Source organism: Blattabacterium cuenoti, from assembly GCF_014251815.1.
In the GTDB taxonomy this organism is placed as follows: domain Bacteria; phylum Bacteroidota; class Bacteroidia; order Flavobacteriales; family Blattabacteriaceae; genus Blattabacterium; species Blattabacterium cuenoti_E.
Genome location: NZ_CP059202.1, coordinates 489803 through 515003, shown reverse-complemented (window position 1 = coordinate 515003; position 25201 = coordinate 489803). Strand labels below are relative to the sequence as shown.

Below are 25201 nucleotides of genomic sequence, written 5' to 3'. Positions count from 1 at the left end.
TATAAAATTTTAATTCATGGGGACATGGATTAAAATATGTACTAAAATATTGAAATATAAAGTCATTTTAAAAAAAATTTATTTTAATAAAATATTTATTATTTTTTTAGGTATTATAATTACTCTTTGTAAAGTTTTTTTATTCAAAAATATTTTTGTTTTAGGATGATTTAAAATTTTATTTTCAATTTTATCGATTGGAGTATCAGGATTAAATTTTTCTAAAAATTTTAATTTTCCATTAAACATAACTGGATATGTTATCTCCTTTTTATCTATATACTTGGTATGAAAAGTTGGATATCTATAAAATAAAATGGATTTTCTTTTTCCTAGTTTATACCATAATTCTTCAGATATATGAGGAGCGAATGGAGCGAGCAATTGCACCAAAGGTTCAAGTATTTTTCTTTTATTACATTTTAATGCAGTCAATTGATGAGTTATAATCATTAATAAACTAATAGAAGTATTCCAAGAAAAAGATTGCATTTTATTTTGTATTTTTTTTATAGTATTATGTAAAATTTCCAATTCTTGATATGTCGGATTTTTTTCACTAATCTGAAAAATTTTATTTTTATGAAATAAACACCAAAATCTATTTATAAAATTTTTTATTCCGTTTATTTTTTTATCATCCCAAGGTTTAGATTGATTAATAGGACCTAAAAACATTTCATAAACACGAAATACATCTGAACCATGTTTTTCATAAACATTGTCAGGATTTATTACATTATATTTGGATTTTGACATTTTTTCTAATTTTCTTTTACAAAAAAAAATCCCCCTTTCCAGAATAAAAATAGATGAATAAAATTCAGGTTTACATTTTTTTAATCTATTTATATCTAATTCATTATTGTTTTTAATTAAAGAAAGATCTACATATACTTCTTGAAAAGAAGAATATGCATGTTTCTTATTTTTTAACCCATAAGATACAAAAGTATTTTCTCCTATTACTTTAAGTATAATAGCAGAATAACTTAAAATCATTCCTTGATTTAATATTTTTTTGAAAGGCTCTTCAGTAGTTACCCATCCTCTATCCAATAAAAATTTATGCCAAAATCTAGCATAAATTAAATGTCCCGTACTATGTTCAGATCCACCAATATATAAATCAACATTCTTCCAGTAACTTTCTTTTTTTTTATCAAGAAAAAATTTATTATTATATACATCCATATATCTAAGAAAATACCAACTAGAACCCGCCCAACTAGGCATCGTACTAATTTCTATTGGAAATACATGTTTTTGATCAATAAGAATATTAGGAACAATTTTCATATTTTTTTCATCCCAAGCCCAATTTTTAACTCTTACTAATGGAGATTTTCCGTTTTTAGGATGATAATTATCTACTTTTGGAAGAATAAGAGGCAACTGATTGATAGGAATTATTTTAGGTATTTTATTTTTTAAATAAATAGGAATTGGCTCACCCCAATATCTTTGTCTTGAAAAAATAGCATCTCGAATTTTATAAATGGTTTTCGTTTTTCCTATTTTATCATTTATTAAAATTTTGATGATTTTTTCTTTTGCTTGCTGACGATTTAATCCATTTAGAAAACTAGAATTGATACACTTTTCATGATTATCTAAAATTTTTAAAATTTCTATCCCAAATTTTTCTGCAAATTTTTTACTTTTTTCTTCGTGTCCAGGTATTCCTGCCATAGATTGGGTTTTATTATTGATAGTGAAAAAATCGCTGATGTAAACAGGTATTCTTTTATTCTTAATAAAAGGATGTAATACATAATTTCCTGTAAAAATTCCAGAAATATTTTTTGTATTTTTATTTATATAAAATTTTTTAGTAAGATATGTTAAAACATTTTTGTGATGTGAGGAAAAAATACTTATTTTTTCTGAAAGTGGATGATCTATAGATAATATGATAAAAGTTACACCAAAAATCATTTCTGGATGAAACAAAAATAATTCAATTTGATTAAATTTATCAACAGGATAAATGATTTTTAGTGGAATAGAAATCCCTATTGATTTTCCTATCCAATTATATTGTAATTTTTTGAAAGATGGAGAACAATCAATCAGATTTAATCCTTTCATAAGTCTTTCTGCATATGCACTAATTCTTATATGCCATTGAAACATTTTTTTTTTGTAAACTGGATATCCTCCTCTTTCACTTTTTCCATTTTTAATTTCATCATTAGCTAGTACTGTCCCCAAATCAGGACACCAATTAACTGTATTATTACATAAAAAAGCTAATCTATAATCTAAAAGTATAGATTCTTTATCATGTGAATTAAATTGTTTCCATGTTTTTGAACTGAATTTGAAACTTGATGTAGTACTTGCGTTGATGGAATTATTTCCGTTTTTATTGAATTCTTGAATTAAAAGGTCTATAGATTTAGCTTCTTCACTGTTTTTATCATACCAAGAATTGAAAATTTGAACAAACATCCATTGAGTCCAACGATAGTAACTGGGATCACTAGTATATAGCTTTCGATTCCAATCGAAAGAAAGTCCTATTTTCTCCATTTGTTCTTTATATCTATGTGAATTTTCAATAACAGTATCATAAGGATGTTTTCCTGTTTGTATAGCATATTGTTCTGCAGGAAGTCCAAAAGAATCAAACCCTATAGGATTCAGCACATTATATCCTTTTGTTCTTTTATATCTTGCATAAACATCTGATGCAATATAACCTAAACAATGCCCCACATGAAGACCTGTTCCAGAAGGATAAGGAAACATATTCAAAATGTAGTATTTTTTTTTTTCATTCTCTTTTGTATGAAATATATTATGTTTTTTCCAGTATATTTGCCAACGTTTTTCTATTTCACGAAAATTATATTCCATTTTATTTTTTTTTAAATACATAACAAAAAATATGTACAATGATTTTATTATGTAATTTTAATTTATTTCTTCAGAACAATATAAAAATTGTTTTTTATTTATTGGGAAAATAAATCCGATTATAAAAAAATAAAAAATGTTTAATGAGGATCAAGATTATTTAAATAACGATAAATTTTTAAATAATCAAACTATAGATAGACTAATAAAAATTATTCATAACAACCCTAATGATGTTATAAAAATATTCAGTTTGTTAAAATCATACAAAGCAATTTCTATTTTTAGAGTATTAGACTTTTCTACAAAAAAAAAAATCATAAAAGGTTTACCTTCTATAAAAAAAATGGAATTATTAAATAATCTATCGGTAGATGATCGGATTGATTTTTTAGAAAAAATGCCAGAAAATCTTTTAAAAGATTTGATAAAATATTTAAATACAGAAGATAAATGTAAAACTTTAACGTATCTGGGGTATCCTAAAAATAGTGTAGGGCGTTTTATGATTCCATATTATATTGCAGTTCAAGAAACTTGGAGTGTGCAAGAAGTTTTGGATTATATCCGTCAAGAAGTAAAAAATAGCGATGTAATAGAAATTGTATATGTTGTCGATAAAAAAGGGAAATTAATATATGATATAAAAATACGAGAATTTTTATTGGTAGATCCAAATACAAAAGTCTCTGATATAATCAATGATCAATATACTGATACTTTAAATATCACAGATACAGAAGAAAAAGCTACTAAAATATTTTCTATGAGTAATAGAATTTCACTTCCAGTTATAGACGATCAAAATTTTTTATTGGGAATAGTTACTGTAGATGATATTTTATGGGTTTTAAATGAAAATTATAGAGAAGATTTTCAAAAAATAGGAGGGATGGAGGCTTTAAACCAATCTTATTTAAACGTTCCATTATATAAACTTATTAAAAAAAGAGCTGGATGGTTAATTTTGTTGTTTATAGGAGAAATGTTAACGACAACAGTTATGCAAAAATTTTCAAGTGTTATAGAAAAAGCTGTAGTTCTCGCTTTGTTCATTCCTTTAGTTGTTTCAAGTGGTGGAAATAGTGGATCTCAAGCGGCGAGTTTAATTATACAAGCGATGGCTTTAGGAGAGGTAAAAATAAAAGATTGGTGGATTGTAATGCGAAGAGAAATTATTTGTGGTTTTTTTTTAGGTGGGATTTTAGGATTTACAGGTTTTATACGTGTGGTAGCTTGGCATAAAATAAATTTATTTAATTATGGGACTCATTGGCTATTAGTAGGATTGACTGTTTTTTTTTCCTTGATTGGAGTTGTATTATGGGGAACATTAAGTGGATCAATGTTACCTTTTATAATTAAAAAATTAAGAGGAGACCCCGCTAGTTCTTCTGCTCCTTTTGTAGCCACATTAGTAGATGTTGTTGGATTAATTATATATTTTTCTATATCTTATCTTCTTTTGAATGGTGCTTTATTATAATATTTTTCTACATTGTTGTAGAACAATTTTAAAATCTTCAGGAATTGGACAATAAAAATAACATTTTTGATTTTTGGGATGTATAAAAGAAAGAGATATAGCATGTAAGGCTTGTCTTGGTAAGATCTTAAAACAAGTTTTAAGAAATTCTATATTTTTATTTGAACATTTTTTTTTCATAAAAATTTTATTGCCTCCATATGTAGTGTCATGGAATAATGGATGACCTAAATATTTGAAATGTGCTCTTATTTGATGTGTTTTTCCTGTTTTTATGTTGCAAGAAACATATGTTAAATACTTAAATCTTTCTAATACTTTATAATGTGTTACAGAATATTTTCCTTTATGATATTCGTTATTGGAAAAAATAGTCATTCTTTTTCTATTTCTAGGATCTCTTCCAATAAAGCCAGTTATAACTCCTTTTTCTTCAAGTAAGTCCCCCCATATTAAAGCTCTATATTCTCTTTTAATTGTTCTAGACTGAAATTGTTGAAATAAATATTTTTTAGAATATTCATTTTTTGCCAAAACTAATAAACCTGATGTATCTTTGTCTAATCTATGAACTAATCCACTTCTATATAAATCAAAGTTGTTTAAATTTGAATTCTCAAAGTGATATTTAACTCCATGAATTAACGTTCCTTTATTATTCCCAAATCCTGGATGCACTACCATTCCTGCAGGTTTATTAACTATCATAACATCTTCATCTTCATAAAGAATATCAATATTTATTTCTTCTGCAAGAATATTTCTATATTCTAAATGATCTAAAATATTAGAAATTTGTATTTCTACAAAATCTAAAGGTTTTATTTTATAATTTTTTTTTACAATACATTTATTTACTATAATTTTTCCTGAAATAGTTAATTTTTGAATTTGATTTCTGCTAATATTTTCTATATTTTCCTTCAAAAATTTATCAATACGAATTTCTTTTTGATTCTTTTTTACAAGAATTTTAATTTTTCTCATTTATTTAATTCGATTCTTTTTTTTCTCTTCTGTTTTATTTTTAGAATCTTTTTCTTCTATTTGAATTTTTGGGGATTTATTTTTAGAATCTTTTTCTTCTATTTGAATCAAATGATCTAACAATTCTTTTGAAGTTAACCAAAGTTCAATAGATTTTTTGTTATCATAAATAACTCCAGGATCAGGCTTTTGTCTATATACTTTTGCGTTTTGATCAGGATTGATTATTCCGTGATCATAATAAAAATTTATAACATTGAATAATTGAGATTTTAAAGTGTAAATAGCTGAACGCAAGGTCATTCCAATAACATTAGGGACAGATGAATTATTTTTTTCATATCCTTTTCCAATAATTAAAGTAATTCCATCTTGATTAGGAGGAAACCTATATCCAAATTGAATAGATTTTTTTTTATATAAAACTTTTAAAACAGTATCTTTATTCATATCATGAACATATTTGATTTCCTTAACTGATATATGATTAGCATGAAGTAATTTTATAGCTATTCGTTTATCTTTATTTATGATATTAGGTAAAACAGATTGAGATAATTTAGAATTAACTTGTATATATATATGCCTTCCTTCCTTTACATGATCTCCCGCTTCTGGAGAAAAGGAAATAATTTGATTAATTTTAAAATTAGGATCATAATGTGATGTGTCTATATTGTATTTCAGTCTTAATTTTTCTAAAATAGATATAGATTGAGATAAAGTAAAACCTTTCAAATCAGGAACAACAACATAAGAACCATGTTTTGTATAGACATCTACCCATTTTAATGCCAACTGAGTAATTTTATATAAAATCAATATGGCAATGATAAAATTTATTATGAACATCACAAAATATTTTGAATAATTCATAAAAAAAATAAATATTTAAATAAAAATGTTTTTTTCATAAAAAAACCAGTAAAATTAAAAATAAATAATGAAAAAAGTAGCTATCATTATGGGAGGATATTCAAAAGAATCTATTGTTTCACTAAAAAGTGGAAAAGTTGTTTATGAAAATTTATGCAGAAAAGAATTTGATTCTTATAGAATATATATTTTTAAAGATAAATGGGTTATGATAGATGATGAAAATAAGGAATATTATGTAAATAAGCAAGATTTTACGATTTCCGGAATGAAGAATATAAAATTTGATTGTGTATTTAATGCTATACATGGAACACCAGGAGAAGACGGTATATTACAAGCTTATTTTGAATTATTAAAAATTCCTTATACGGGATGTAGTTTTCATCATGCTAATCTAACTTTCAATAAAAAGTATTGTTTGACTTTTTTGAAATATTTTGGAATCAATACAGCTGAATCTTTTTTCTTAAATAAAAATCAAGTCTTTTGTAAAAAAGAAATTTTAAGAAGGGTAGGACTTCCTTGTTTTGTAAAACCAAATAGATCTGGATCTAGTTTAGGGATAAGTAAAGTTTATGAAGAAAAATATTTATTTGATGCAGTACAAAAAGCTTTTCTAGAAGATGAAGAAATTATTATTGAATCTTTTCTTGAAGGGAAAGAAGTGTCTGTCGGTGTTTTTTCATTTAAGAATGAAGTTATTGTTTTACCAATAACCGAAATAATTAGTCAAAACGATTTTTTTGATTTTGAATCAAAATATTCGGGAAAATCTCAAGAAATTACTCCTGCAAAATTGTTTCCCAATGCAGAAAATAAAATACGAAAAATAGCAAAAAAAATATATAATTTTCTAAATTTATCAGGAATATCTAGAGCAGAATATATTCTTGTAAATGAAGAACCTTATTTTTTAGAAATAAATACAGTCCCAGGCCTATCAGAAGAAAGTATTTTTCCAAAACAATTGAAAGAATTTGGAATGTCTTTATCCGATGTGTTTAGAAATGCCATATATGATTCCATTGATAAAATGAATAAATAAAATTTCTATAATTTACAATTGCATTTTTTTTTGCATAAATTTTTTTTTTCATAAAAAAAATTAAATAATTTTTTAAATAAACCAAAAATTGAGTATAAAAAAAATAAACCTATTATAATATATTGCCACATTTTATTTTTATTATTTTATTCTTTTAATGTTTGATATATTAATAATGAAGCTATATAAGCTAATAAAGTCATAAAAACAAATTGTAATATTGGCCATTTCCAAGATTTTGTTTCCTTTTTTATTATGGATAAAGTGCTCATACATTGCATAGAAAATGCATAAAAAAATAGTAAAGAAACTCCTGTTGCTAAATTATAAATAGGTTTTTTAGTTTCAGGAGATATTTCTTTTTTCATTTTTTCTTTTAAAAAATTATTTTTTTCTTCTATACTGTACACAGAGGCCATAGTACTTACAAATACCTCCCTTGCTATAAGAGACGATAACAACCCTATTCCAATTTTCCAATCATATCCTAATGGAGAAATTACAGGTTCCATTTTTTTTCCTAACAAACCTAAATAAGAATTAGGTAATTCTTTTTTTTCTACATTTAGAATAAAATTTTTATTGGATAAATTTACTGAAGGCCCAAAATTTCCTAAAACCCAAATCAATATATTAATCAAAAAGATCATTTTTCCAGCATTTATAATAAATGATTTCATATTAATCCATAAAGTAATCAATATGTTTTTCAACATAGGGACTTTATAAGTAGGGATCTCTATTAAAAGATGGCTTTTATAATTTTTTTTTAAAAAATGATGTAAAATTATTGAAACACTCAAAGCAGATATGATTCCTAAGATATACATAGCCATAAGAACTACTCCCTTCAGATGAAGAAAACACCATTTTTTGTCCGGTATAATTATAGATATAATTAGAGTATAAACAGGTAATCTTGCAGAACAAGTCATAAAAGGAGTCGCTAAAATAGTAATTAAGCGATCTCTTGGATTCTCTATATGTCTAGCTGATATGATTGCTGGAATAGCACAACCTATACTAGAAATAAGAGGAACAACACTTTTCCCATTTAAACCAAAAGGTCGCATAATTCGATCCATTAAAAATATAACTCTGCTTATGTATCCACTTTCTTCCATAAGAAGAATAAAAAATAATAAAACCGAAATTTGGGGAATAAAAGAAACAATAGTACTAACTGCAGGTAATATTCCTTGCAAAAAAAAATTATTTAAAGGACCAGGATAAAAATTGTATAATTTTTTTTGCACAAAAGAAAAAAATAATTCTATAAATTGTTTAGGAATTTCTGACCAAAAAAAAATACATTGAAAAATGAAAAATAAAAAAAATAAAAAAATAAAATACCCCCAAAAAGGATGTACAATTAAATAATTATCTATTTTTTTTGAAAATTCTAGATATGTTTTTTCTTGATCCGATATTAATTCAGAAACTGTTTTTGAAAAAAATTTTCCTATTTCCTCATATCTATCTAATGTTTCCTTTATTTGTAATCTTTTTGGGATAATATTATATTTACTTTTTATTTTTAATAAACAATCTTCTTTTTTTATGTCATGTGCTAAATAATGCCAGGCTTGGTAAGTACTTACTTTAAAATTATTTTTAACATCATTAATAGCAAGAGAATAATACGATCCTGGATTGAAAAAATCAGTTTTTTTTGTTTTTTTTAAATTTTTTATTTTTCTTCTAACTTCATTTAATCCTATTCCTTTTCTTGCGTTAATCAATACAATTTCTGTTATAAGAAATTTTTTCAATTTTTTTATATTAATGAATATTCCCTTTTTTTTTGCTTCATCAAGCATATTTAATGCAAGAAGAACAGGGAATCCTAAATCCTGTACTTGTCTAAGTAAAAGAAGGCTTTTTTTTAAATTAGATGAATCTGCTACTACTATAATTTTATCTGGGTAATCTAATTCATTTATATTGCTTAGCAATCTGCAAACTACTTCTTCATCTTCAGATGAAGGGTATATACTGTAAGTTCCAGGAAGATCTATGATTTGATAATATATATTTTCATAATAAAAATATCCTATTTTTTTGTCAACTGTAACTCCTGTATAATTTCCTACTTTTTGATTAAGTCCAGTTAATTTATTAAATAAAGAAGTTTTTCCTACATTGGGATTTCCTACAAGTGCTAATTTAATTTTTGACATTTATTAGTTTCTATAAAAGGTTCTATTATGATATTTTCAGCTTCTTTTTTTCGTAAAGCTAAACAAGATTGATCATATCTTATACATAATGGATCGTAAAAAATAGAAACAAAAAGTATTTCGAATTTTACACCAGGTAAAACTCCTAATTCTAATAATTTTATGGGAAAATTATCATTTTTATATCCTTTAATAATCCCTTTCTCTCCTTTTTTAAGATTAGATAAATTCAAAATATATTTTATTTTGGAATAAAGATTTAAATTTATCTTTTTTATTTTTTAAATTTTATAAATGTCATCAATTTTAACTAGATCTATACAATTATTACTTAGTATTTCTATATTAATTGTTATTCATGAATTAGGTCATTTTATTATGGCTCAATTGTTTAAAGTTAGAGTGGAAAGATTTTTTTTATTTTTTGATCCATGGTTTTCCATTTTAAAAAAAAAAATAGGACATACTATTTATGGAATAGGTTGGGTGCCTTTAGGAGGATATATTAAAATATCTGGAATGATGATGGATGATAAAAACATTTCATCAAAAAATAAAATTAATAATTGGGAATTTCGTTCCAAATCAGCAATAAAAAGACTATTGATCATTTCTGGAGGAATTATTTTTAACATATTATTAGCTGTTTTAATTTTTACTTTTTTATTATTTAAGTATGGGGAAACTTATCTTCCTACAAAAAATGTTAAATATGGTATAGAAGTAGATTCTTTGGGAGAAAAAATAGGATTAAAAAATGGAGATAAAATTTTATTGGTTAATGATAAGTATGTTCCCTATTTTCAGGATATTCCTAAGGAAATTCTTTTAGGAAATTCTATCACTGTAGATCGTATGGGGAATATTGTGAAATTATTGTTAAATAATGACAAAAAGAAACTTCTTTTTGATAGAAAAGAACTTAATTTTTTTATTACACCTCGTGTTCCTCCTATAATCAATTATGTTATGAAAAATTCTAAAGCAGAAAAATATGGATTAAGAAATAATGATGAAATATTAGCTATTAATTCTGAATTTGTTCTTTTTTCTGATCAATTAAAAGATTTATTATCAAAATATAATAATGAAAACATATTAATATCTATTAACAGAAATGGAAAACTTATTCAAAAAGAAATTTTTTTAGATCCTAAAGGAATTTTGGGAATTTATTTAAAAAATTTTACGGAGTTAGATCAAATTTTTTTGTTTGAAAAAAAGAACTATTCTTTTTTTGATAGTATTCCTCATGGAATAAAAAAAGCTTGGGAGGTTCTAAAAAATCAAATATTTTTTTTAAAAAATGTTTTTCATATAGAAACTAAGGCTTATAAACAAATAGGGAGTTTTTTTTCTATAGCTAGAGAATTTCCATCTAAATGGAATTGGGATATTTTTTGGACTTTAACAGCCACTTTATCTATTTGGTTAGCTTTTTTAAATTTATTTCCTATTCCATCATTAGATGGTGGTTATATATTATTTATCATAATAGAAATGATAACAAAAAAGAAAATAAATGAAGAAATTATTGAACGTTCTACTATTTATGGATTTATAATAATTAGTTTAATTATGATGTTGATTATTGTTTGGGATGTATTCAAAGTTTTTTTTTATTGAATTTTTTAAAAGAAAAAAATATGGTTGGGAGTTATTCCTATATCTATTAACAAATCATTTTTATGTGTGTTTTCAATTTTTTTTATGGGATAAAAAAAACTTAAACCTATTTTAATAACATTTTTTTCACATGAAGGAATAAATCTATCATAAAAACCTTTTCCATAACCTATTCTATAACCTTTTGAATCGAATATTAATAAAGGCACAAATATTACTTCAATTAGAGAAATTGAAACAATAGATTTATGTCTAGTAATAGGCTCCATAATTCCATATTTTTTTTTTATTAATATAATATTTTTATGAAATAAACAATTTTCTATAGATAAATTTCTAAAATTTGAACAAGGTATAGTGACACATTTTCCTATTTTTAATAAAAAATCAATTATAATAAATGTATCTACTTCTTTATATTCATGTATAGGTAAAAAAATATGATAATATGTTTTTTTCCATATAAAAAATATTTTTTTCAAATGAAAAAAAATTTCGTAACTCATTTTAATAATTTCTTTTCTAGAAATAGACTTTCTTATACGAAAATATTTTTCACGCAATTTTTTTTTGTTCATGGCCTTTCTTTCATTTCATGAAATAGAAAAATCTATAAAATTTTCTAATATTTTTACTATTTTTTTAGGATCTTCTATATGTCCCATATGACCTGTAGGTATAGCTAAAAAATAAACTTGATTTCCATTTTTAGTTTCTTCATAAATATTTTTTATATCAAGAATTAAATCGTACAATCCAGCTATATATAGTTTTGGGAACTTAGTTTCTTTCAACAGAAATCTTCTATCTTTTCGAATTGACATTCCTTTTAAAAAAGAAGTTATGCTATTAATATGAGTATTTGAAGCGATCTTTTTCACAAAAGAGATATCTTTTTGTAAATAAGATAACTTCTTTTTATAAGAAAACAATTTTTTTATACTTGTGGATATAAATAATGGATAATTATAAATGGCTAATTGAACAGATTGAATCCTGTTTTTCTTTTTTTCAAGTGTATCTGATTTTGTTGTAGAATGAAGTAAACACAACCCCAAAAACATTTCTGGATATTTTTCTGCCATTGCTAAAGCAATATACCCCCCCATAGAATGGCCTACAAAAATCGCTTTTTGTATATTTTCTTTGATGACGATTTTTTTTATTATAAGTTCTGCAACTTTTTCCATTGTAAAAATGGCATTTTCTTTTAATGTTAGAATACTTTTCCCATGACCTGGAAGATCAATTGAAATAACTTTATATTTATTCGAAATATTATAATATATGTTATTCCATATTTCTAAACTTTCCATAAACCCATGTAATAATACTATGGGAATTCCTTCTCCTTTTATTTTAAAATTTATTTTACAAATATTAGTCATATATTTATTATGATGAAGTTACAAAAAAAACAATTATTTGTTTTAAAACACATTTTTAACATTAAAAAAATGAAGTAAACCATGTTGTTAACAATAAACATTGGAAATTCAAGTCTTCGTTTTGGGCTATTTGATCATAATTATAATTTAGAATGTAATTGTTCGTGGATTATTAATAGTAATCCACATAGATCACTAGATGAATACATTTTGTTATTTCGAAACATATATCAACAATATGGAATTTTTTCAAAATTTATACAAAATATTGTCATTGGATCAGTCGTTCCTCCCCTTACAAATATCGTGGGACAATCTTTATATGAAATACATAAAATAGAACCTATTATAGTAGATAGAAATTCCGATTCTCCTATAAAACATTATTCTCATCAATTGGGGACAGATTTGTATGCTAATGCTATAGCCGCATATACATTATATAACAATCAAGATCCCACTTTAGTCGTGGATTTTGGTACTGCATTAAGTTTAACTTGTATAGATAAATATGGAAATCTTCAAGGAGTTATTATTGCTCCTGGCGTTAATGCTTCTTTAACAGCATTGATTGGAAATACAGCACAATTATCACAAATTGAATTAAAAAAACCTCCTAGTATACTAGGACAATATACAGAAACATGTATTCAGAGTGGAATTATATATGGGTATTTAAGTATGGTTGAAGGATTAATAAATAGAGTGAATCAAGAATTGAAAAAAAATTGTTTTGTTATAGCTACTGGAGGTCTTTCTCATATATATACACCTTTAACAAAAAAAATTCATATAAAAGACAAATTACACACAATAAAAGGATTAAAAATCCTATTTCATTGGAATCATTAAATATAAAATTTTACATTTTTATTGAATGGATTTTCTTATTTTTTCTGATAAAATTAGAAAATTTTTTGAAGATAAAATCATTCTTTTTTTGGAAAAATTACCATCACTTTCTTTATCCATAGGAATTAAATGAATATGGACGTGAGGAATTTCGAATCCCATAATAAATATACCTACACGATTACAAGGTATAGTTCTTTCAATTCCTAAAGCTACTTTTCTCGTGAAAGACATAATAGAGATGAATTCTTTCTCTGTAAGAGAAAAAATTTTATCTACATTAATTTTTTTCGGAATGACTAAAGTATGTCCTATTTTTATAGGATAAATATCCAAAAAAGCTAAATGATCAGAATTTTCCGCTACTTTATAAGATAAAATTTCATCATTAATTATTTTTTGAAATATGTTATTATTATTCATGAAATGCTATTTCTAATATTTCATAATCAAGGATCATTTTATTGGGTAATTTAATATGGGCTATTTGTCCCACTTGTTTTCCAAGTAATCCTGTTGATATAGGAGTGTTTATGGATATTTTTCCAGATTTTAAATCTGTTTCCCCCTCTGGAACTAAAGTATATATTTGTTCGCCTCCATAGGTTAAATTTTTTACTCTTACCGTGGAAAGAATAGAAACTCTAGTCCTATTAATTTGCGATCCATCTATGATACGTGCATTAGATAATTTTTTTTTTAATTTAGCTATATTCATTTCTAAAAAACCCTGAGCTTCTTTTATAGCATCATATTCCGCGTTTTCGGATAAATCTCCTTTATCTCTCGCTTCTGCAATTTGCATAGATATTTTTGGACGTTCTATATTTTCTAACCTTTCTATTTCTTTTTGTAATTTTTCTAATCCTTCTTTAGTTATATATTCAAATTTTGTCATAATTTTTCGTTATTATTTTTTTGATCTTTTTCATTTAATTTGTTTATTTGTATGATATGTAAAGTTATATGATTTTGAAATAACACACATATTTCATGTATCACAAAAAATATATCATTCTTTTTCTTTGTGTTTCTACATAAAGAATAAAATATTATTGAGGAAAAATTACTCCTTCATTCTTAGAATATCTGCACCTAAAATACGTAATCTTTTATCTATATTTTCATATCCTCTGTCTATTTGTTCTATATTTTTAATAATACTAGTTCCTTTGGCAGATAATGCTGCTATAAGAAGAGAGACCCCTGCCCTTATATCTGGAGAATTTAACACCGCTCCTCTAAGAGAAGATTGATGATTTAATCCTATAACAGTAGCTCTATGAGGGTCACATAATATGATTTGAGCCCCCATTTCAATAAGTTTATCTACAAAGAATAATCGACTTTCAAACATTTTTTGATGAATTAAAACACTTCCTTCAGCTTGAGTAGCTACGACAGTTAAAATACTTAATAAATCTGGAGTCAATCCAGGCCATGGTGCGTCAGATATTGTTAATATTGCATTATTGAATGATTTTTGAATTTTATAAGATTTTTGTGATGGAATATAAATGTTATCTTTTTCTTTTTCTAATTTAATTCCCATTTTATGAAATGTGTAAGGAATGATTCCTAAATTTTCCCAACTAACGTTTTTAATTGTTATTTCAGAACAAGTAATAGCAGCCAATCCAATCCAACTTCCTATTTCGATCATATCAGGTAATATGGTATGTTCACATCCCCCTAATTCTTTAACTCCAATTATTTTAATTAAATTAGATCCTATTCCTTTAATCTTTGCCCCCATTTTGTTTAACAACTTGCATAATTGTTGAATATAAGGTTCACAAGCTGCGTTGTAAATAGTCGTTTTTCCTTTAGCTAAAGTAGCAGCCATAATGACATTAGCTGTTCCAGTAACAGAAGCTTCTTCCATTAAAATATACTCTCCAGTCAAGCTATTTTTAATACATAAATCGAAATATTTGTGTTTATAATGTATATTAATTCCTAATGATCTTAATCCTGTTAAATGAGCATCTAAACGTCGTCTTCCTATTCTATCTCCTCCAGGAATTGGAATACAAACTTTTCCGAATCTAGCAAGTAAAGGACCTGCAATCATAATTGACCCTCTGATAGATTTTCCATATTCACAAAATTTTTCCGTATTAAAATATTCAGTATTTATATTTTTTGCTTGAAAAGTATAATCTCCAATTCCATTTTTTTTTACTAAAACACCTAAATTCTTAAGAATCTGCATTAAACATTTAACGTCTCCTATTTCTGGTATGTTTTTAATTCTCAACTTTTCTGGAGTTAATAAGACAGCACATAATACCTGCAAAGATTCATTTTTAGCACCTTGTGGCTGAATTTCTCCTTTTAAAGGGGACCCTCCTCTTATTCTGAAAATATCCATTATATATAAATAATGATTTAAAACTGATTTTATTTTTTATTAATTTTCTTTTTTTTATATTTTAAAATATGAGAACACTGTAATAATGTATCTGTATTATTCATTAAACATATTTTTCCTTTTGAAAGTTCTTTTAAATCTTTAAATATGACGTCATCTTCCACCATATTTTTATTCCATCTTAAATAGTTTTTTTTCATTGTGTTAGCAATAGCATAAAATAATCCTTCTTTTTTTTGTGTATTTTTGCAATGTATTGCGACATGAATCATATTTCTTATTATCTTTCCATAATATCTGAAATTAGTCAAATATTCAGGATACACTACTTTTTTATTGAAAACATTCATATTGCAGGTTTCTTTTTGGATAGGTTTAGGAATAGGTTGTTTTTTAGAAAAAGGGGAATCAATATCTAATTGATATTTAGACATAATAAGCAATTGGTTCCATAGTTTAAAAAAAGGAATTGATTTATGAAATTTAGGATAAGTAGAACTTGTCATTAATTTCATAATACCCCATGCATAACGATTTCTTTTTTTTCTATTTTTTATTTGTATTGCGTAGTCTATCATTTTATGAATATTTCTACCATACTCTGGGATCACCAATTTGATACGATTTGTATTGTATTCCATAGTTTAAAGTTTATTTATTTTCGTTATAATAAGATGTTTTATCTAAAGTCCAAAGATTTCTTTTTGAAAAAAGCTTTTTTCTTACTTGACAAAAGCGATTCAAACAGAATATACAATGAATATGAGAACAAGCTTCAACGTGAACTGATAATTCTACTTTAGATCCAAATTCATTTTTTGTTAACTGAGTTAATTTTTTTACTTCTTCATTAGCTTCTTTGACGTTAAAAAACCATGGAACAATTAGATGACAATCTATATGCAACGCACTCCCATATTTAATGATTTTTAAATGGTGAAGATCAATCCAATGAATATCTCTTTTTTCATTTAGGTAAAATGATAATTTTTTCAAAAGTTTTTTATCATATTCATCCATAATTCCAGCTGCAGCATTCCTCAGTAATTTGAATCCTGTATACAAAATTATGGATGAAAAAATAATAGAAATAATAGGATCTATCCATGTACATTTGGTTATATTTAATAGAATTAATCCTACAACTATTCCAAAAGTAGAATAAGTATCGATTTGAAGATGTTTTCCGCTAGCTATTAATGTTATAGCTCCATTTTTCTGGCCTATTTTACAAGCCAAAAAGCCTAGTAAATAATTAATAATTCCGGTAAAAGACATCAAAAGTAAACCATAATTTAATTTTGATAAAATAATTTCATGTATGTTATATTTAATACGTATAAAAGTGTTTGTAAAAACAGTAACCCCGACTATAGAAATTAAAACACCTTCTATAGCTGTTGATATAAATTCTATTTTACCATGTCCATATGGATGATTTTTATCCTTAGGTAAAGAGGATATATAAAGACTACATAATCCAATAAAACCACTAATAATGTTAATGAAACTTTCTATCGCATCGCTAAATATAGATAGAGAAGAAGTTATATTCCAAGTGATTAGTTTTATGAAAAAGAAAATAATCGCCACAAAACAAATTATTTTCTGATAATAAAAATTTAATTTAACTTTTTCTGAATCATCCATAATTGTTGTTATGAGTAAATAACAAGTTTATTCAATTTTATCAAAATTCTTTTTTCTCCCAGTTTTTGAAATTTTATTAAGGCTATTTTATTTTGATTTTGTAGTTCTATATCTAGAATGGTCCCTACTCCAAAATCTTTGTGAAAAATTTTTACTCCTTTTTTAATTCCTAAATATTTATAATTTTCATTTTCATGATTATGAAAATGATTTAAAGAACGAATTTCTTTTTTTTTTGATATGATATGATTTTCTATATCAACAAAATTTTTATTAAGTTCGTTAATGAAACGACTAGGAAGATTTTTTTTTTTTTCTCCCCATATAAATCTATATTTTGCATAAGTGAGTATTGCTTTTTTTTGAGCTCTAGTTAAAGCAACATAAAATAAACGACGTTCTTCCTCTATTTTTGTAGGATTTTCAAAATTTGATTTAGATGGAAATAAATTTTCTTCTAATCCAACAATAAAAATAATGGGAAACTCTAAACCCTTAGATAAGTGAACTGTCATTAATGAAACTTTATTTGTTTCATTTTTTTTATGATCAATATTTTCATTCATTTCCAAATAAAAACATTGCAAAAAACCAGACAAACTTGTATCTCCATTTTTTTTCAATTCTTTTTGTTCTTTTACGTGTTGATATATATTATGAAGTATGTATTGAAAATCGTTATTATCATAATTTTTAGAATTTTCTTTCAATAAAAAACTTACCAAATTTTTTGCTATTATATATGCGTTATCTTGTTCTATCCGTAATTTTTCTATTGTAGAAATTACACTTATAAATCTGTTTTTTGTTTTATTATTAATTTTTAATAAATATTGATAATTTTCGATATTCTTTATGATGTTATAAACTGTGATCCCTTTTTTTTTAGATAAGTTTAATATATTATTTACTATTTTGGGGTTTCCTTTTTTTATAATACGGAATAAAGATTCTTCGTCATTGGGGTTCACAATAACTCTAAGATAAGCTAAAAAATCTCGAATTTCTTTTCGTTTTTCAAATGATATAGATCCATATACATGATATGGAATATTTTTTTTTTTTAGTGAATATTCTATAATATGTGATTGTATATTAGCTCTATAAAGAATAGCAAAATTTTCAAATTGAAAATTTGTTTTTTCTTTTATTAAAAGAATAGAAGAAGCAACATATTCTGCTTCTTCTAATTCAGAATTAGCACAATATATTTTTATTTTTTCTCCTTTTTCATTATTTGTCCATATTTTTTTTAAAATTTGATTTTTATTAAAAGAAATAATGTTATTAGAAGCTTGTACTATGTGATTAGTAGAGCGATAATTTTGTTCAAGACGAAAAATTTTAACATTTTTATAATCAAGATGAAAATTTAAAATATTTGAAATGTTAGCACCACGAAAAGCATAAATACTTTGAGCATCATCTCCTACTACAAAAATATTTTTATGCTGAAAAGCTAAATTTTTTATAATAGTATATTGAGAAAAATTGGTGTCTTGATATTCATCAATTAATATGTATTGAAATTTTTTTTGATATGCTTTAAGAACATTTGGAAAATAAAAAAATAAATGATTCGTATGAAGTAATATGTCATCGAAATCTAATACATTTGCTTGAAAACAACGTTTTGTATAAGATTTATAAATTTTTGTAAAAAGCTCTAATTCCTTGTCTTTTTCTAACTTTTTTTTATTAAAATTAAAGTAGTACAAATTATTTTTATACTCAGAAATTTTTTTTCTTATATTTTTATAATTCAAGTATGTGTTTATATTTATGTTTTCTAATATTTTTTTTATAATACTTTCTGAATCTTTGTGGTCATAAATAGTATAATTCGATTTTAATCCTAACCAATGAGATTCTTTTCTTAAAATACCCGAAAATATAGAATGAAAAGTCCCTATGGTTATTTGATCAAAATTTGTTTTATCCACCATCATATTATAAATACGATTTTTCATTTCTATAGCAGCTTTTTTGGTAAAGGTCAAAGCCAATATCCTGGAAGGAGATATTCCTATGTTTTGAATCATATGAACAATACGATGTGTAATAACACGAGTTTTTCCTGCCCCTGCTCCAGCAATAACTAATACTGGCCCATTAATGGTTTCTATAATCTTTCGTTGAGAACTATTTAAATAATTCATGAATTTACTTATTTATAAATTTTTAATTTATTTTTATAGTATTCATAAAAAATATTTTTTTCGTTATTCAAAAAATTAGGGTTTTCTTTAAAAAAATTTCTAGCGATTGGAAAAACTTCCTTGATTAATTTATAATCTTTGATTAAATCTATGATGCGGAAATGACTTTTTCCACTTTGTTTAGTTCCTATTAAATCTCCACCACCACGTAATTTTAGATCTTCTTTCGCTATTTCTAATCCTTTATTTGTTTCACACATTTTTTTGATTCTGAAAACACCTTCTACACTGATTTTATGATTAGTAATAAGAATACAATAACTTTGATGACCCCCTCTTCCTACCCTTCCTCTTAATTGATGTAATTGAGATAAACCAAAACAATCTGCATTTTCTATCAAAATAACTGATGCATTGGGGACATTGACTCCCACTTCTATAACTGTAGTTGATATTAAAATTTTAGTTTTTCCACGTAAGAATCGATCAATTTGGATATTTTTATCCTGAAAATTCATTTCTCCATGTAAAATTCCAATTTCATTTTTGAAATTTTTAAATCTTTCCCTAATTTCTTGATATCCTTTCATTAAATTTTTATACTTTAAAGAAGTATTTATAGTAGGATATATAATATAAATTTGTCTACCTTTTGAGATTTGATCTTCTATTATTTTTAAAGCTTTATCCCGATTTTTATTCCAAAAATGAACAGTTTGAATAGGTTTTCTTCCTAAAGGCAATTTTTTTATAATAGAAATATTTAAATCATGATAAATAATTTTTGCTAATGTTCTAGGAATAGGAGTAGCAGTCATAATTAAAATATGAGGAGGTTTATTGTCTTTTTTCCAAATTTTTTCTCTTTGTTCTACTCCAAAACGTTGTTCTTCATCTATTATTGCTAATCCCAGATTTTTAAACTGAAGTCTTTCTTGAATTAAAGAATGTGTTCCGATTACAATAGAAATCTTTTTTTTCAATATATCGCGATAAAGAGATTTTCGTATAGAATTAGAAATAGAACTTGTCAATAAAGCTACTTTAATTCCTATTTTTGAAAACATTTTACTTATATAATAATAATGTTGTATAGCTAAAACTTCAGTAGGAGCCATTAAACAAGACTGAAAGCCATTATCCAAAGCGACTAGCATTGATAATACAGCTATAATCGTCTTTCCACATCCCACTTCTCCTTGTAATAATCGCTTCATTTGAGTTGGTTTTTTCAAATCATGCCATATTTCTTTAAATACTTTTTTTTGTTCTCCTGTTAAAGAAAAAGGTAAAAAATACTTGTAAAAAGTATGAAAATTCTTACCTAATTTTGTAAAAGGATAACTATATGTAACTTTTTTTTTATATAAAAAAAATAATTTTAATAGAAATAATTCTTCAAATTTCAAAGAATATTGTGCTTGTAGCAATAAATCCCAAGATTCTGGAAAATGAATTTGAATTAAAGCTTTTTTTCTTGGCATTAGTTTTTTATTAAGAAAATCTTGAAAAAAAAAATCGTTTATATTATTTCTTAATTCTCTGATAAGATTTTGTAATAAATTGATCATAAAGGAATTACTTATTCCTTTTTCCTTTAAATTTTTAGGTATAGAATATATAGGGAATATAGAATAACTCTTAGTTGAACATATTGAAGATGAAGAATAAAATTCTTTAATGTTTGGATGAATAATTTGAATTTTTTTTTGAAAATATTTTACTCTACCATAAACCATTACTGTAATATTTTTTGTTATGCTTCTTATAAAATTATTTTTTTTAAACCAAACTAATTCAACAAAACCTGTTTTATCCTCCAAATATGCTATTAACATTTTTCCTTTTTTATTTTTATAATTTATTTCTTCTACATTGGTTATTTTTCCTAACACTCGTATAAAATCATTATTGTTATTATTTGATAATTCTGATATATTGTTCAACGTGAACAAATGCATATATCCTTTTGGATAAAAAAAAAGTAAATCTTCATATGTGTAAAGGTTCAACTCAGTATTTAATAAATATGCTTTATTCAAACTTAATCCTTTTAAATACTTTAAAGATTTTTTTAGAATATTACAGAACATAAAAGAAGTGTAAATTATTTATAATCCGTTATAGTTATCACAAAAAATACTTAATTTTGTTGATTTTGAAGGACATTTAGCTCAGATAGGTTTAGAGCGCTACTTTGACAGAGTAGAGGACATCGGTTCAAATCCGATAATGTCCATATAATATAATACATAATTATTTATTAAGTTTTTTATGATCTTAATTACTATTGTTAGAGAAGGAGAATCAATTGATAAAGCTTTAAAAAAATGTAAAAAAAAATTTGACAAAACTCGCATTTTAAAAGAATTTAGAGAAAAGCAACAATATATCAAACCATCTGAAGGGAGAAGAAATGAAATATTAAGGGCGAAATATAGAGAACGTATGAAATTGAAAAAAGAAGAATAGACTTTCTTTTATTTTATGATACATAAAAAAACAAGAATTTATGGTTTGATAGGAAAAGATATTAAATATTCTTTTTCAAGAAGGTTTTTTTTAAAAAAATTTAAAAAAGAATTTATTGCTAATGCAGATTATAAAATTTTTGATATTCCAAAAATAGAAAACATATTGTTTATATTTCAAAATCCTTATTTGAAAGGATGTAATGTAACTATTCCATACAAAACAAGTGTTATTCCTTTTTTAAATAAAGTCATGCCTGAAGCAAAATCTATAGGATCTGTGAATGTGGTAAAAATTAATAAAAAACGCAAAATTGGTTTTAATACAGATGTTTTAGGTTTTGAACATTCTTTTAAAGAAGATCTAAAAAAATTGACAAATAAAAAAAATTTAAAAGCGTTAATTTTGGGAACTGGAGGTGTTTCTAAAACGATTTCATTTGTTTTAACCAAATTACAAATTTCACATCAATATGTTTCAAGAAAAAAAAATATGGGTTTTTTAGTTTATGAAGACATCAATAAAAATTTATTGAAAGAGTACAAAATTATTATTAATTGTACTCCTATAGGAACATATCCTAATATAAATTCATGTCCATCTTTACCATATCAATATATTTCTTCCCAACATTATTTTTATGATCTCGTTTATAATCCCAATAAAACTCTATTTTTAAAAAAAGCAGAAAAAAATGGAGCTTTAATCAGAAATGGATTAGAAATGTTATATATTCAAGCTGAGGAATCTTGGAATATATGGATAAATAAAATTCATGAAATATAAAGAAATTTTTATGGAAAGAGCCATACAACTGGCTAAAAACGGGTTAGGGTTTACATCTCCAAATCCTATGGTAGGTTGTGTGATAGAAAGAAATGGGATCGTTTTATCGGAAGGATGGCATTACAAAAAAGAAATATATCATGCTGAATTTTTAGCTATTAATAATGTAAAAAATAAATATTTATTTTTTGATTCTACTCTATATGTTACACTGGAACCATGTGTTCATTTTGGAGAAACACCACCTTGTGTTGATTTAATTATTAGAAACAATATACCAAAAGTAGTAGTGGGAATACAAGATCCTTGTGATAAAGTGAAAGGATTAGGAATAAAAAAATTAAGAAAATATGGAGTTGAAGTTATAGAAAATGTTTTGATAGATCAATGTCGTATTTTAAATAAGCGATTTTTTACTTTTCATGAAAAAAAACGTCCTTATATTATATTAAAATGGGCAGAAAGTAATGATGGTTTTATTCATTCAGAAAATAATAAAGGACACTGGATCAGTGGAATATATGCTAGGCAATTAAATCATAAATGGAGATCTGAAGAAGATGGAATTTTAGTAGGAAGAAAAACTGTATTAAATGATAATCCTAAGTTAAATGTTAGAAAATGGTTCGGAAAAAATCCTGTTAGAATTTTTATTGATCGAAAATTGAGTATTTCCAATTCTCATTTCATTTTAGATGGGACCCAATATACTATTGTGTTTACAGAAAAAAATAAGGAAAACCAAGAGAATATAGAATATGTTCAAATTTCTTTTGAAGAAAAAATAATAAATCAAATATTGAATTTTTTGTATAAAAAGAAAATATTATCTTTGATAGTGGAAGGAGGAAAAAAAACCTTAGAAAACTTTATAAAAGAAAATATTTGGGATGAATGTCGTATTTTCGTATGCGATATTGTATTAAAAAGCGGACTAAAAGCCCCCAAAATAGAAGGAATTGTATCAAAAAAAATGAATCTAAATAAAGATCAACTTATTATGAAATTGTCAATTTAAAAATTGAATTGTATCGATTTCATCTGCATAGTCTTCTAATTTTGGATATTGTGTTTTTCCAAAAAGGATTTCTTTTTCTAAAAAGTTTTTAGAGACTATACATTGTAGATTATTCTTATTTTTTAAATTTAAAATTGTTTTTTTTAACTGATTTAAATCATTATAAAATTCATAATAAACTACAGATATTGGATTATAAAAATTATTTTCTTCTTTGAAAATAAGAAAATGATTTTTTTGAAAAGATATTTTATTCATAGTATAGATAGATGAATAATATTTATAGTTATCTGTATACTTATAGTTTTTTGTAATATATTCAGATATAAATGATTTTTTTAATATCAAATTAAGGTTGTAATTATAAGGTATAAATATTTTTCCTACATTCCGACATCCTCTTCCTGAATAAGTTAACATGTCTTTATTTAAAGAAATTAATTCTTCTTCAGTTTCATTTCCTTGTAATACAGCTATAGAGCTTCTACTTTTTCTAAGTAAAACAGGAAATTTTCTAAAATAATATTCAAAATAACGAGCTGTATTATTATTTCCAGTAGCTATTACACAATCAAATTTTTCATGAAAAATATTTTTTGTAAACTTTATTTTATTTTTTAACATAGGTTTTTCATATATCATCATATTACACAAAAATGGAAGTAACAAATTATCTTCTTCAGACAATTTAATTATGATTTTGTGCCCTGATAAAATAACACACAAAAAATCATGTAATCCTATCATAGGAACATTTCCGGGCATAATAACAAGAATTTTTTTAGTTTTTTTTTTTGTAATAGAATATTTACTCATCCAATATTCTAATTTTTCTTTTTTAAGATTTTTGCTCCATTGACTAAATGTTATCAATAAATCTTCCATTCTAAACCAATCATTTGTAGTAGTTACTTTATTGATAGTTTTTTGAAAAGAAGAAAAAAACTTTTGGGAATATTTAGATAAACACTTTTTATGTACATAAAATTCATTAACTTCTCTTAAAAAAGATCCTATTTTATCAAAAGTTTTAATCATTTTTTATCAAAAGTTTTAATCATTATTTTTATTTTCATGTCTATAAAAATTACAGAAAAATGTATAAACTGTGGAGCTTGTGAACCTGAGTGTCCTAATCAAGCTATTTATGAAGGAGGAAAAAAATGGAGAATGTCAGATGGTACTTCTTTGAAGAAGAATGAAATATCGGATCCTACTATATTTTACGAACCCAAAAAAAAAGATATATATTTTATTGTCCCAGAAAAATGTACTGAATGTGTAGGATTTTATGATGAGCCACAATGTATGATGATTTGTCCAGTTCAATGTTGTGTACAAGATCAAGATAATTATGAAAATAAAAAGGAACTTATTAAAAAAAAGAATTTTCTGCACGAGGGGTTTAATTAAAAATTTATAATGTCATACATCCAT

23 protein-coding genes and 1 tRNA gene are annotated in these 25201 nt (G+C 24.6%); 9 read left to right on the top strand and 15 right to left on the bottom strand.

Going from position 1 to position 25201, the window contains the following annotated elements:
- Positions 1-78: 78 nt before the first annotated feature.
- Complete coding sequence (locus H0H54_RS02550) at positions 79-2862, bottom strand: class I tRNA ligase family protein (RefSeq protein WP_185863162.1); 2784 nt, start codon at positions 2860-2862, stop codon at positions 79-81.
- 136 nt (positions 2863-2998) lie between these two features.
- On the opposite strand from H0H54_RS02550, the gene mgtE reads away from it, so the two are divergent.
- On the top strand, positions 2999-4348 hold the full coding sequence (mgtE, locus tag H0H54_RS02545; RefSeq protein ID WP_185863161.1) for a magnesium transporter: 1350 nt from the start codon (positions 2999-3001) through the stop codon (positions 4346-4348).
- On the opposite strand, the gene H0H54_RS02540 is transcribed toward mgtE, so the two are convergent.
- On the bottom strand, positions 4343-5335 hold the full coding sequence (locus tag H0H54_RS02540; RefSeq protein ID WP_185863160.1) for an RluA family pseudouridine synthase: 993 nt from the start codon (positions 5333-5335) through the stop codon (positions 4343-4345). The two genes, mgtE and H0H54_RS02540, sit on opposite strands and share 6 nt — an antisense overlap.
- Entirely contained in the window at positions 5336-6187 is an 852-nt protein-coding gene (locus tag H0H54_RS02535) for a PASTA domain-containing protein (protein ID WP_317168480.1), read from the bottom strand.
- A gap of 91 nt (positions 6188-6278) precedes the next feature.
- On the opposite strand from H0H54_RS02535, the gene H0H54_RS02530 reads away from it, so the two are divergent.
- On the top strand, positions 6279-7259 hold the full coding sequence (locus tag H0H54_RS02530; protein WP_185863158.1) for a D-alanine--D-alanine ligase: 981 nt from the start codon (positions 6279-6281) through the stop codon (positions 7257-7259).
- A gap of 146 nt (positions 7260-7405) precedes the next feature.
- On the opposite strand, the gene feoB is transcribed toward H0H54_RS02530, so the two are convergent.
- Both feoB and H0H54_RS02520 read right to left on the bottom strand, forming a co-directional pair.
- Positions 7406-9439 (bottom strand): ferrous iron transport protein B, encoded by a 2034-nt coding sequence (gene feoB, locus H0H54_RS02525; RefSeq protein ID WP_185863157.1) that lies wholly within the window; start codon positions 9437-9439, stop codon positions 7406-7408.
- Positions 9421-9672, bottom strand: a complete 252-nt coding sequence (locus H0H54_RS02520) for a FeoA family protein (RefSeq protein WP_185863156.1) — start codon at positions 9670-9672, stop codon at positions 9421-9423. Before H0H54_RS02520 ends, feoB begins: the two co-directional genes overlap by 19 nt.
- Before the next feature lie 61 nt (positions 9673-9733).
- On the opposite strand from H0H54_RS02520, the gene rseP reads away from it, so the two are divergent.
- Entirely contained in the window at positions 9734-11065 is a 1332-nt protein-coding gene (gene rseP / locus H0H54_RS02515) for an RIP metalloprotease RseP (RefSeq protein ID WP_185863155.1), read from the top strand.
- Positions 11066-11070: 5 nt separating this feature from the next.
- On the opposite strand, the gene H0H54_RS02510 is transcribed toward rseP, so the two are convergent.
- Both H0H54_RS02510 and H0H54_RS02505 read right to left on the bottom strand, forming a co-directional pair.
- Positions 11071-11643, bottom strand: coding sequence for a 5-formyltetrahydrofolate cyclo-ligase (locus H0H54_RS02510; protein WP_238784768.1), 573 nt, complete (start codon positions 11641-11643; stop codon positions 11071-11073).
- A gap of 15 nt (positions 11644-11658) precedes the next feature.
- On the bottom strand, positions 11659-12453 hold the full coding sequence (locus H0H54_RS02505) for an alpha/beta fold hydrolase (protein WP_185863154.1): 795 nt from the start codon (positions 12451-12453) through the stop codon (positions 11659-11661).
- A gap of 81 nt (positions 12454-12534) precedes the next feature.
- Between H0H54_RS02505 and H0H54_RS02500 the strand changes: the two genes are divergently transcribed.
- The gene (locus tag H0H54_RS02500) at positions 12535-13305 is read left to right on the top strand and encodes a type III pantothenate kinase (protein WP_185863153.1); all 771 of its coding nucleotides are present in this window, start codon (positions 12535-12537) and stop codon (positions 13303-13305) included.
- Between the two features lie 18 nt (positions 13306-13323).
- Here H0H54_RS02500 and H0H54_RS02495 read toward each other — a convergent pair whose 3' ends face one another.
- The 7 genes from H0H54_RS02495 to recG form a co-directional block, all read right to left on the bottom strand.
- On the bottom strand, positions 13324-13728 hold the full coding sequence (locus H0H54_RS02495; protein WP_185863152.1) for an HIT family protein: 405 nt from the start codon (positions 13726-13728) through the stop codon (positions 13324-13326).
- Positions 13721-14203: a transcription elongation factor GreA gene (greA, locus tag H0H54_RS02490; protein WP_022564963.1), complete on the bottom strand. Its 483-nt coding sequence runs from the start codon at positions 14201-14203 to the stop codon at positions 13721-13723. Before greA ends, H0H54_RS02495 begins: the two co-directional genes overlap by 8 nt.
- A gap of 168 nt (positions 14204-14371) precedes the next feature.
- Positions 14372-15679, bottom strand: a complete 1308-nt coding sequence (murA, locus tag H0H54_RS02485) for a UDP-N-acetylglucosamine 1-carboxyvinyltransferase (protein WP_185863151.1) — start codon at positions 15677-15679, stop codon at positions 14372-14374.
- Between the two features lie 29 nt (positions 15680-15708).
- The gene (locus H0H54_RS02480; RefSeq protein WP_185863150.1) at positions 15709-16320 is read right to left on the bottom strand and encodes a DUF4290 domain-containing protein; all 612 of its coding nucleotides are present in this window, start codon (positions 16318-16320) and stop codon (positions 15709-15711) included.
- A gap of 10 nt (positions 16321-16330) precedes the next feature.
- Positions 16331-17329 carry a cation diffusion facilitator family transporter gene (locus H0H54_RS02475; RefSeq protein WP_185863149.1) on the bottom strand — a complete coding sequence of 333 codons (999 nt, stop codon included), beginning with the start codon at positions 17327-17329 and terminating at the stop codon, positions 16331-16333.
- Positions 17330-17337: 8 nt separating this feature from the next.
- Positions 17338-19488 carry an ATP-dependent helicase gene (locus H0H54_RS02470; protein ID WP_185863148.1) on the bottom strand — a complete coding sequence of 717 codons (2151 nt, stop codon included), beginning with the start codon at positions 19486-19488 and terminating at the stop codon, positions 17338-17340.
- Positions 19489-19496: 8 nt separating this feature from the next.
- Positions 19497-21581, bottom strand: a complete 2085-nt coding sequence (gene recG / locus H0H54_RS02465) for an ATP-dependent DNA helicase RecG (protein WP_185863147.1) — start codon at positions 21579-21581, stop codon at positions 19497-19499.
- 70 nt (positions 21582-21651) lie between these two features.
- Here recG and H0H54_RS02460 point away from each other — a divergent pair.
- The 4 genes from H0H54_RS02460 (at position 21652) to ribD (ending at position 23764) form a co-directional block, all read left to right on the top strand.
- Positions 21652-21727, top strand: a tRNA-Val gene (locus H0H54_RS02460).
- Positions 21728-21762: 35 nt separating this feature from the next.
- Entirely contained in the window at positions 21763-21960 is a 198-nt protein-coding gene (gene rpsU, locus H0H54_RS02455; protein ID WP_185863146.1) for a 30S ribosomal protein S21, read from the top strand.
- 15 nt (positions 21961-21975) lie between these two features.
- On the top strand, positions 21976-22746 hold the full coding sequence (locus H0H54_RS02450; protein ID WP_185863145.1) for a shikimate dehydrogenase family protein: 771 nt from the start codon (positions 21976-21978) through the stop codon (positions 22744-22746).
- The gene (gene ribD / locus H0H54_RS02445) at positions 22736-23764 is read left to right on the top strand and encodes a bifunctional diaminohydroxyphosphoribosylaminopyrimidine deaminase/5-amino-6-(5-phosphoribosylamino)uracil reductase RibD (RefSeq protein WP_185863144.1); all 1029 of its coding nucleotides are present in this window, start codon (positions 22736-22738) and stop codon (positions 23762-23764) included. The genes H0H54_RS02450 and ribD overlap by 11 nt, the downstream gene beginning before the upstream one ends.
- On the opposite strand, the gene H0H54_RS02440 is transcribed toward ribD, so the two are convergent.
- Positions 23756-24802: an acyl-CoA reductase gene (locus H0H54_RS02440; protein ID WP_185863143.1), complete on the bottom strand. Its 1047-nt coding sequence runs from the start codon at positions 24800-24802 to the stop codon at positions 23756-23758. The two genes, ribD and H0H54_RS02440, sit on opposite strands and share 9 nt — an antisense overlap.
- 36 nt (positions 24803-24838) lie before the next feature.
- Between H0H54_RS02440 and H0H54_RS02435 the strand changes: the two genes are divergently transcribed.
- Entirely contained in the window at positions 24839-25177 is a 339-nt protein-coding gene (locus H0H54_RS02435; protein WP_185863142.1) for a 4Fe-4S binding protein, read from the top strand.
- Positions 25178-25201 lie beyond the last annotated feature (24 nt).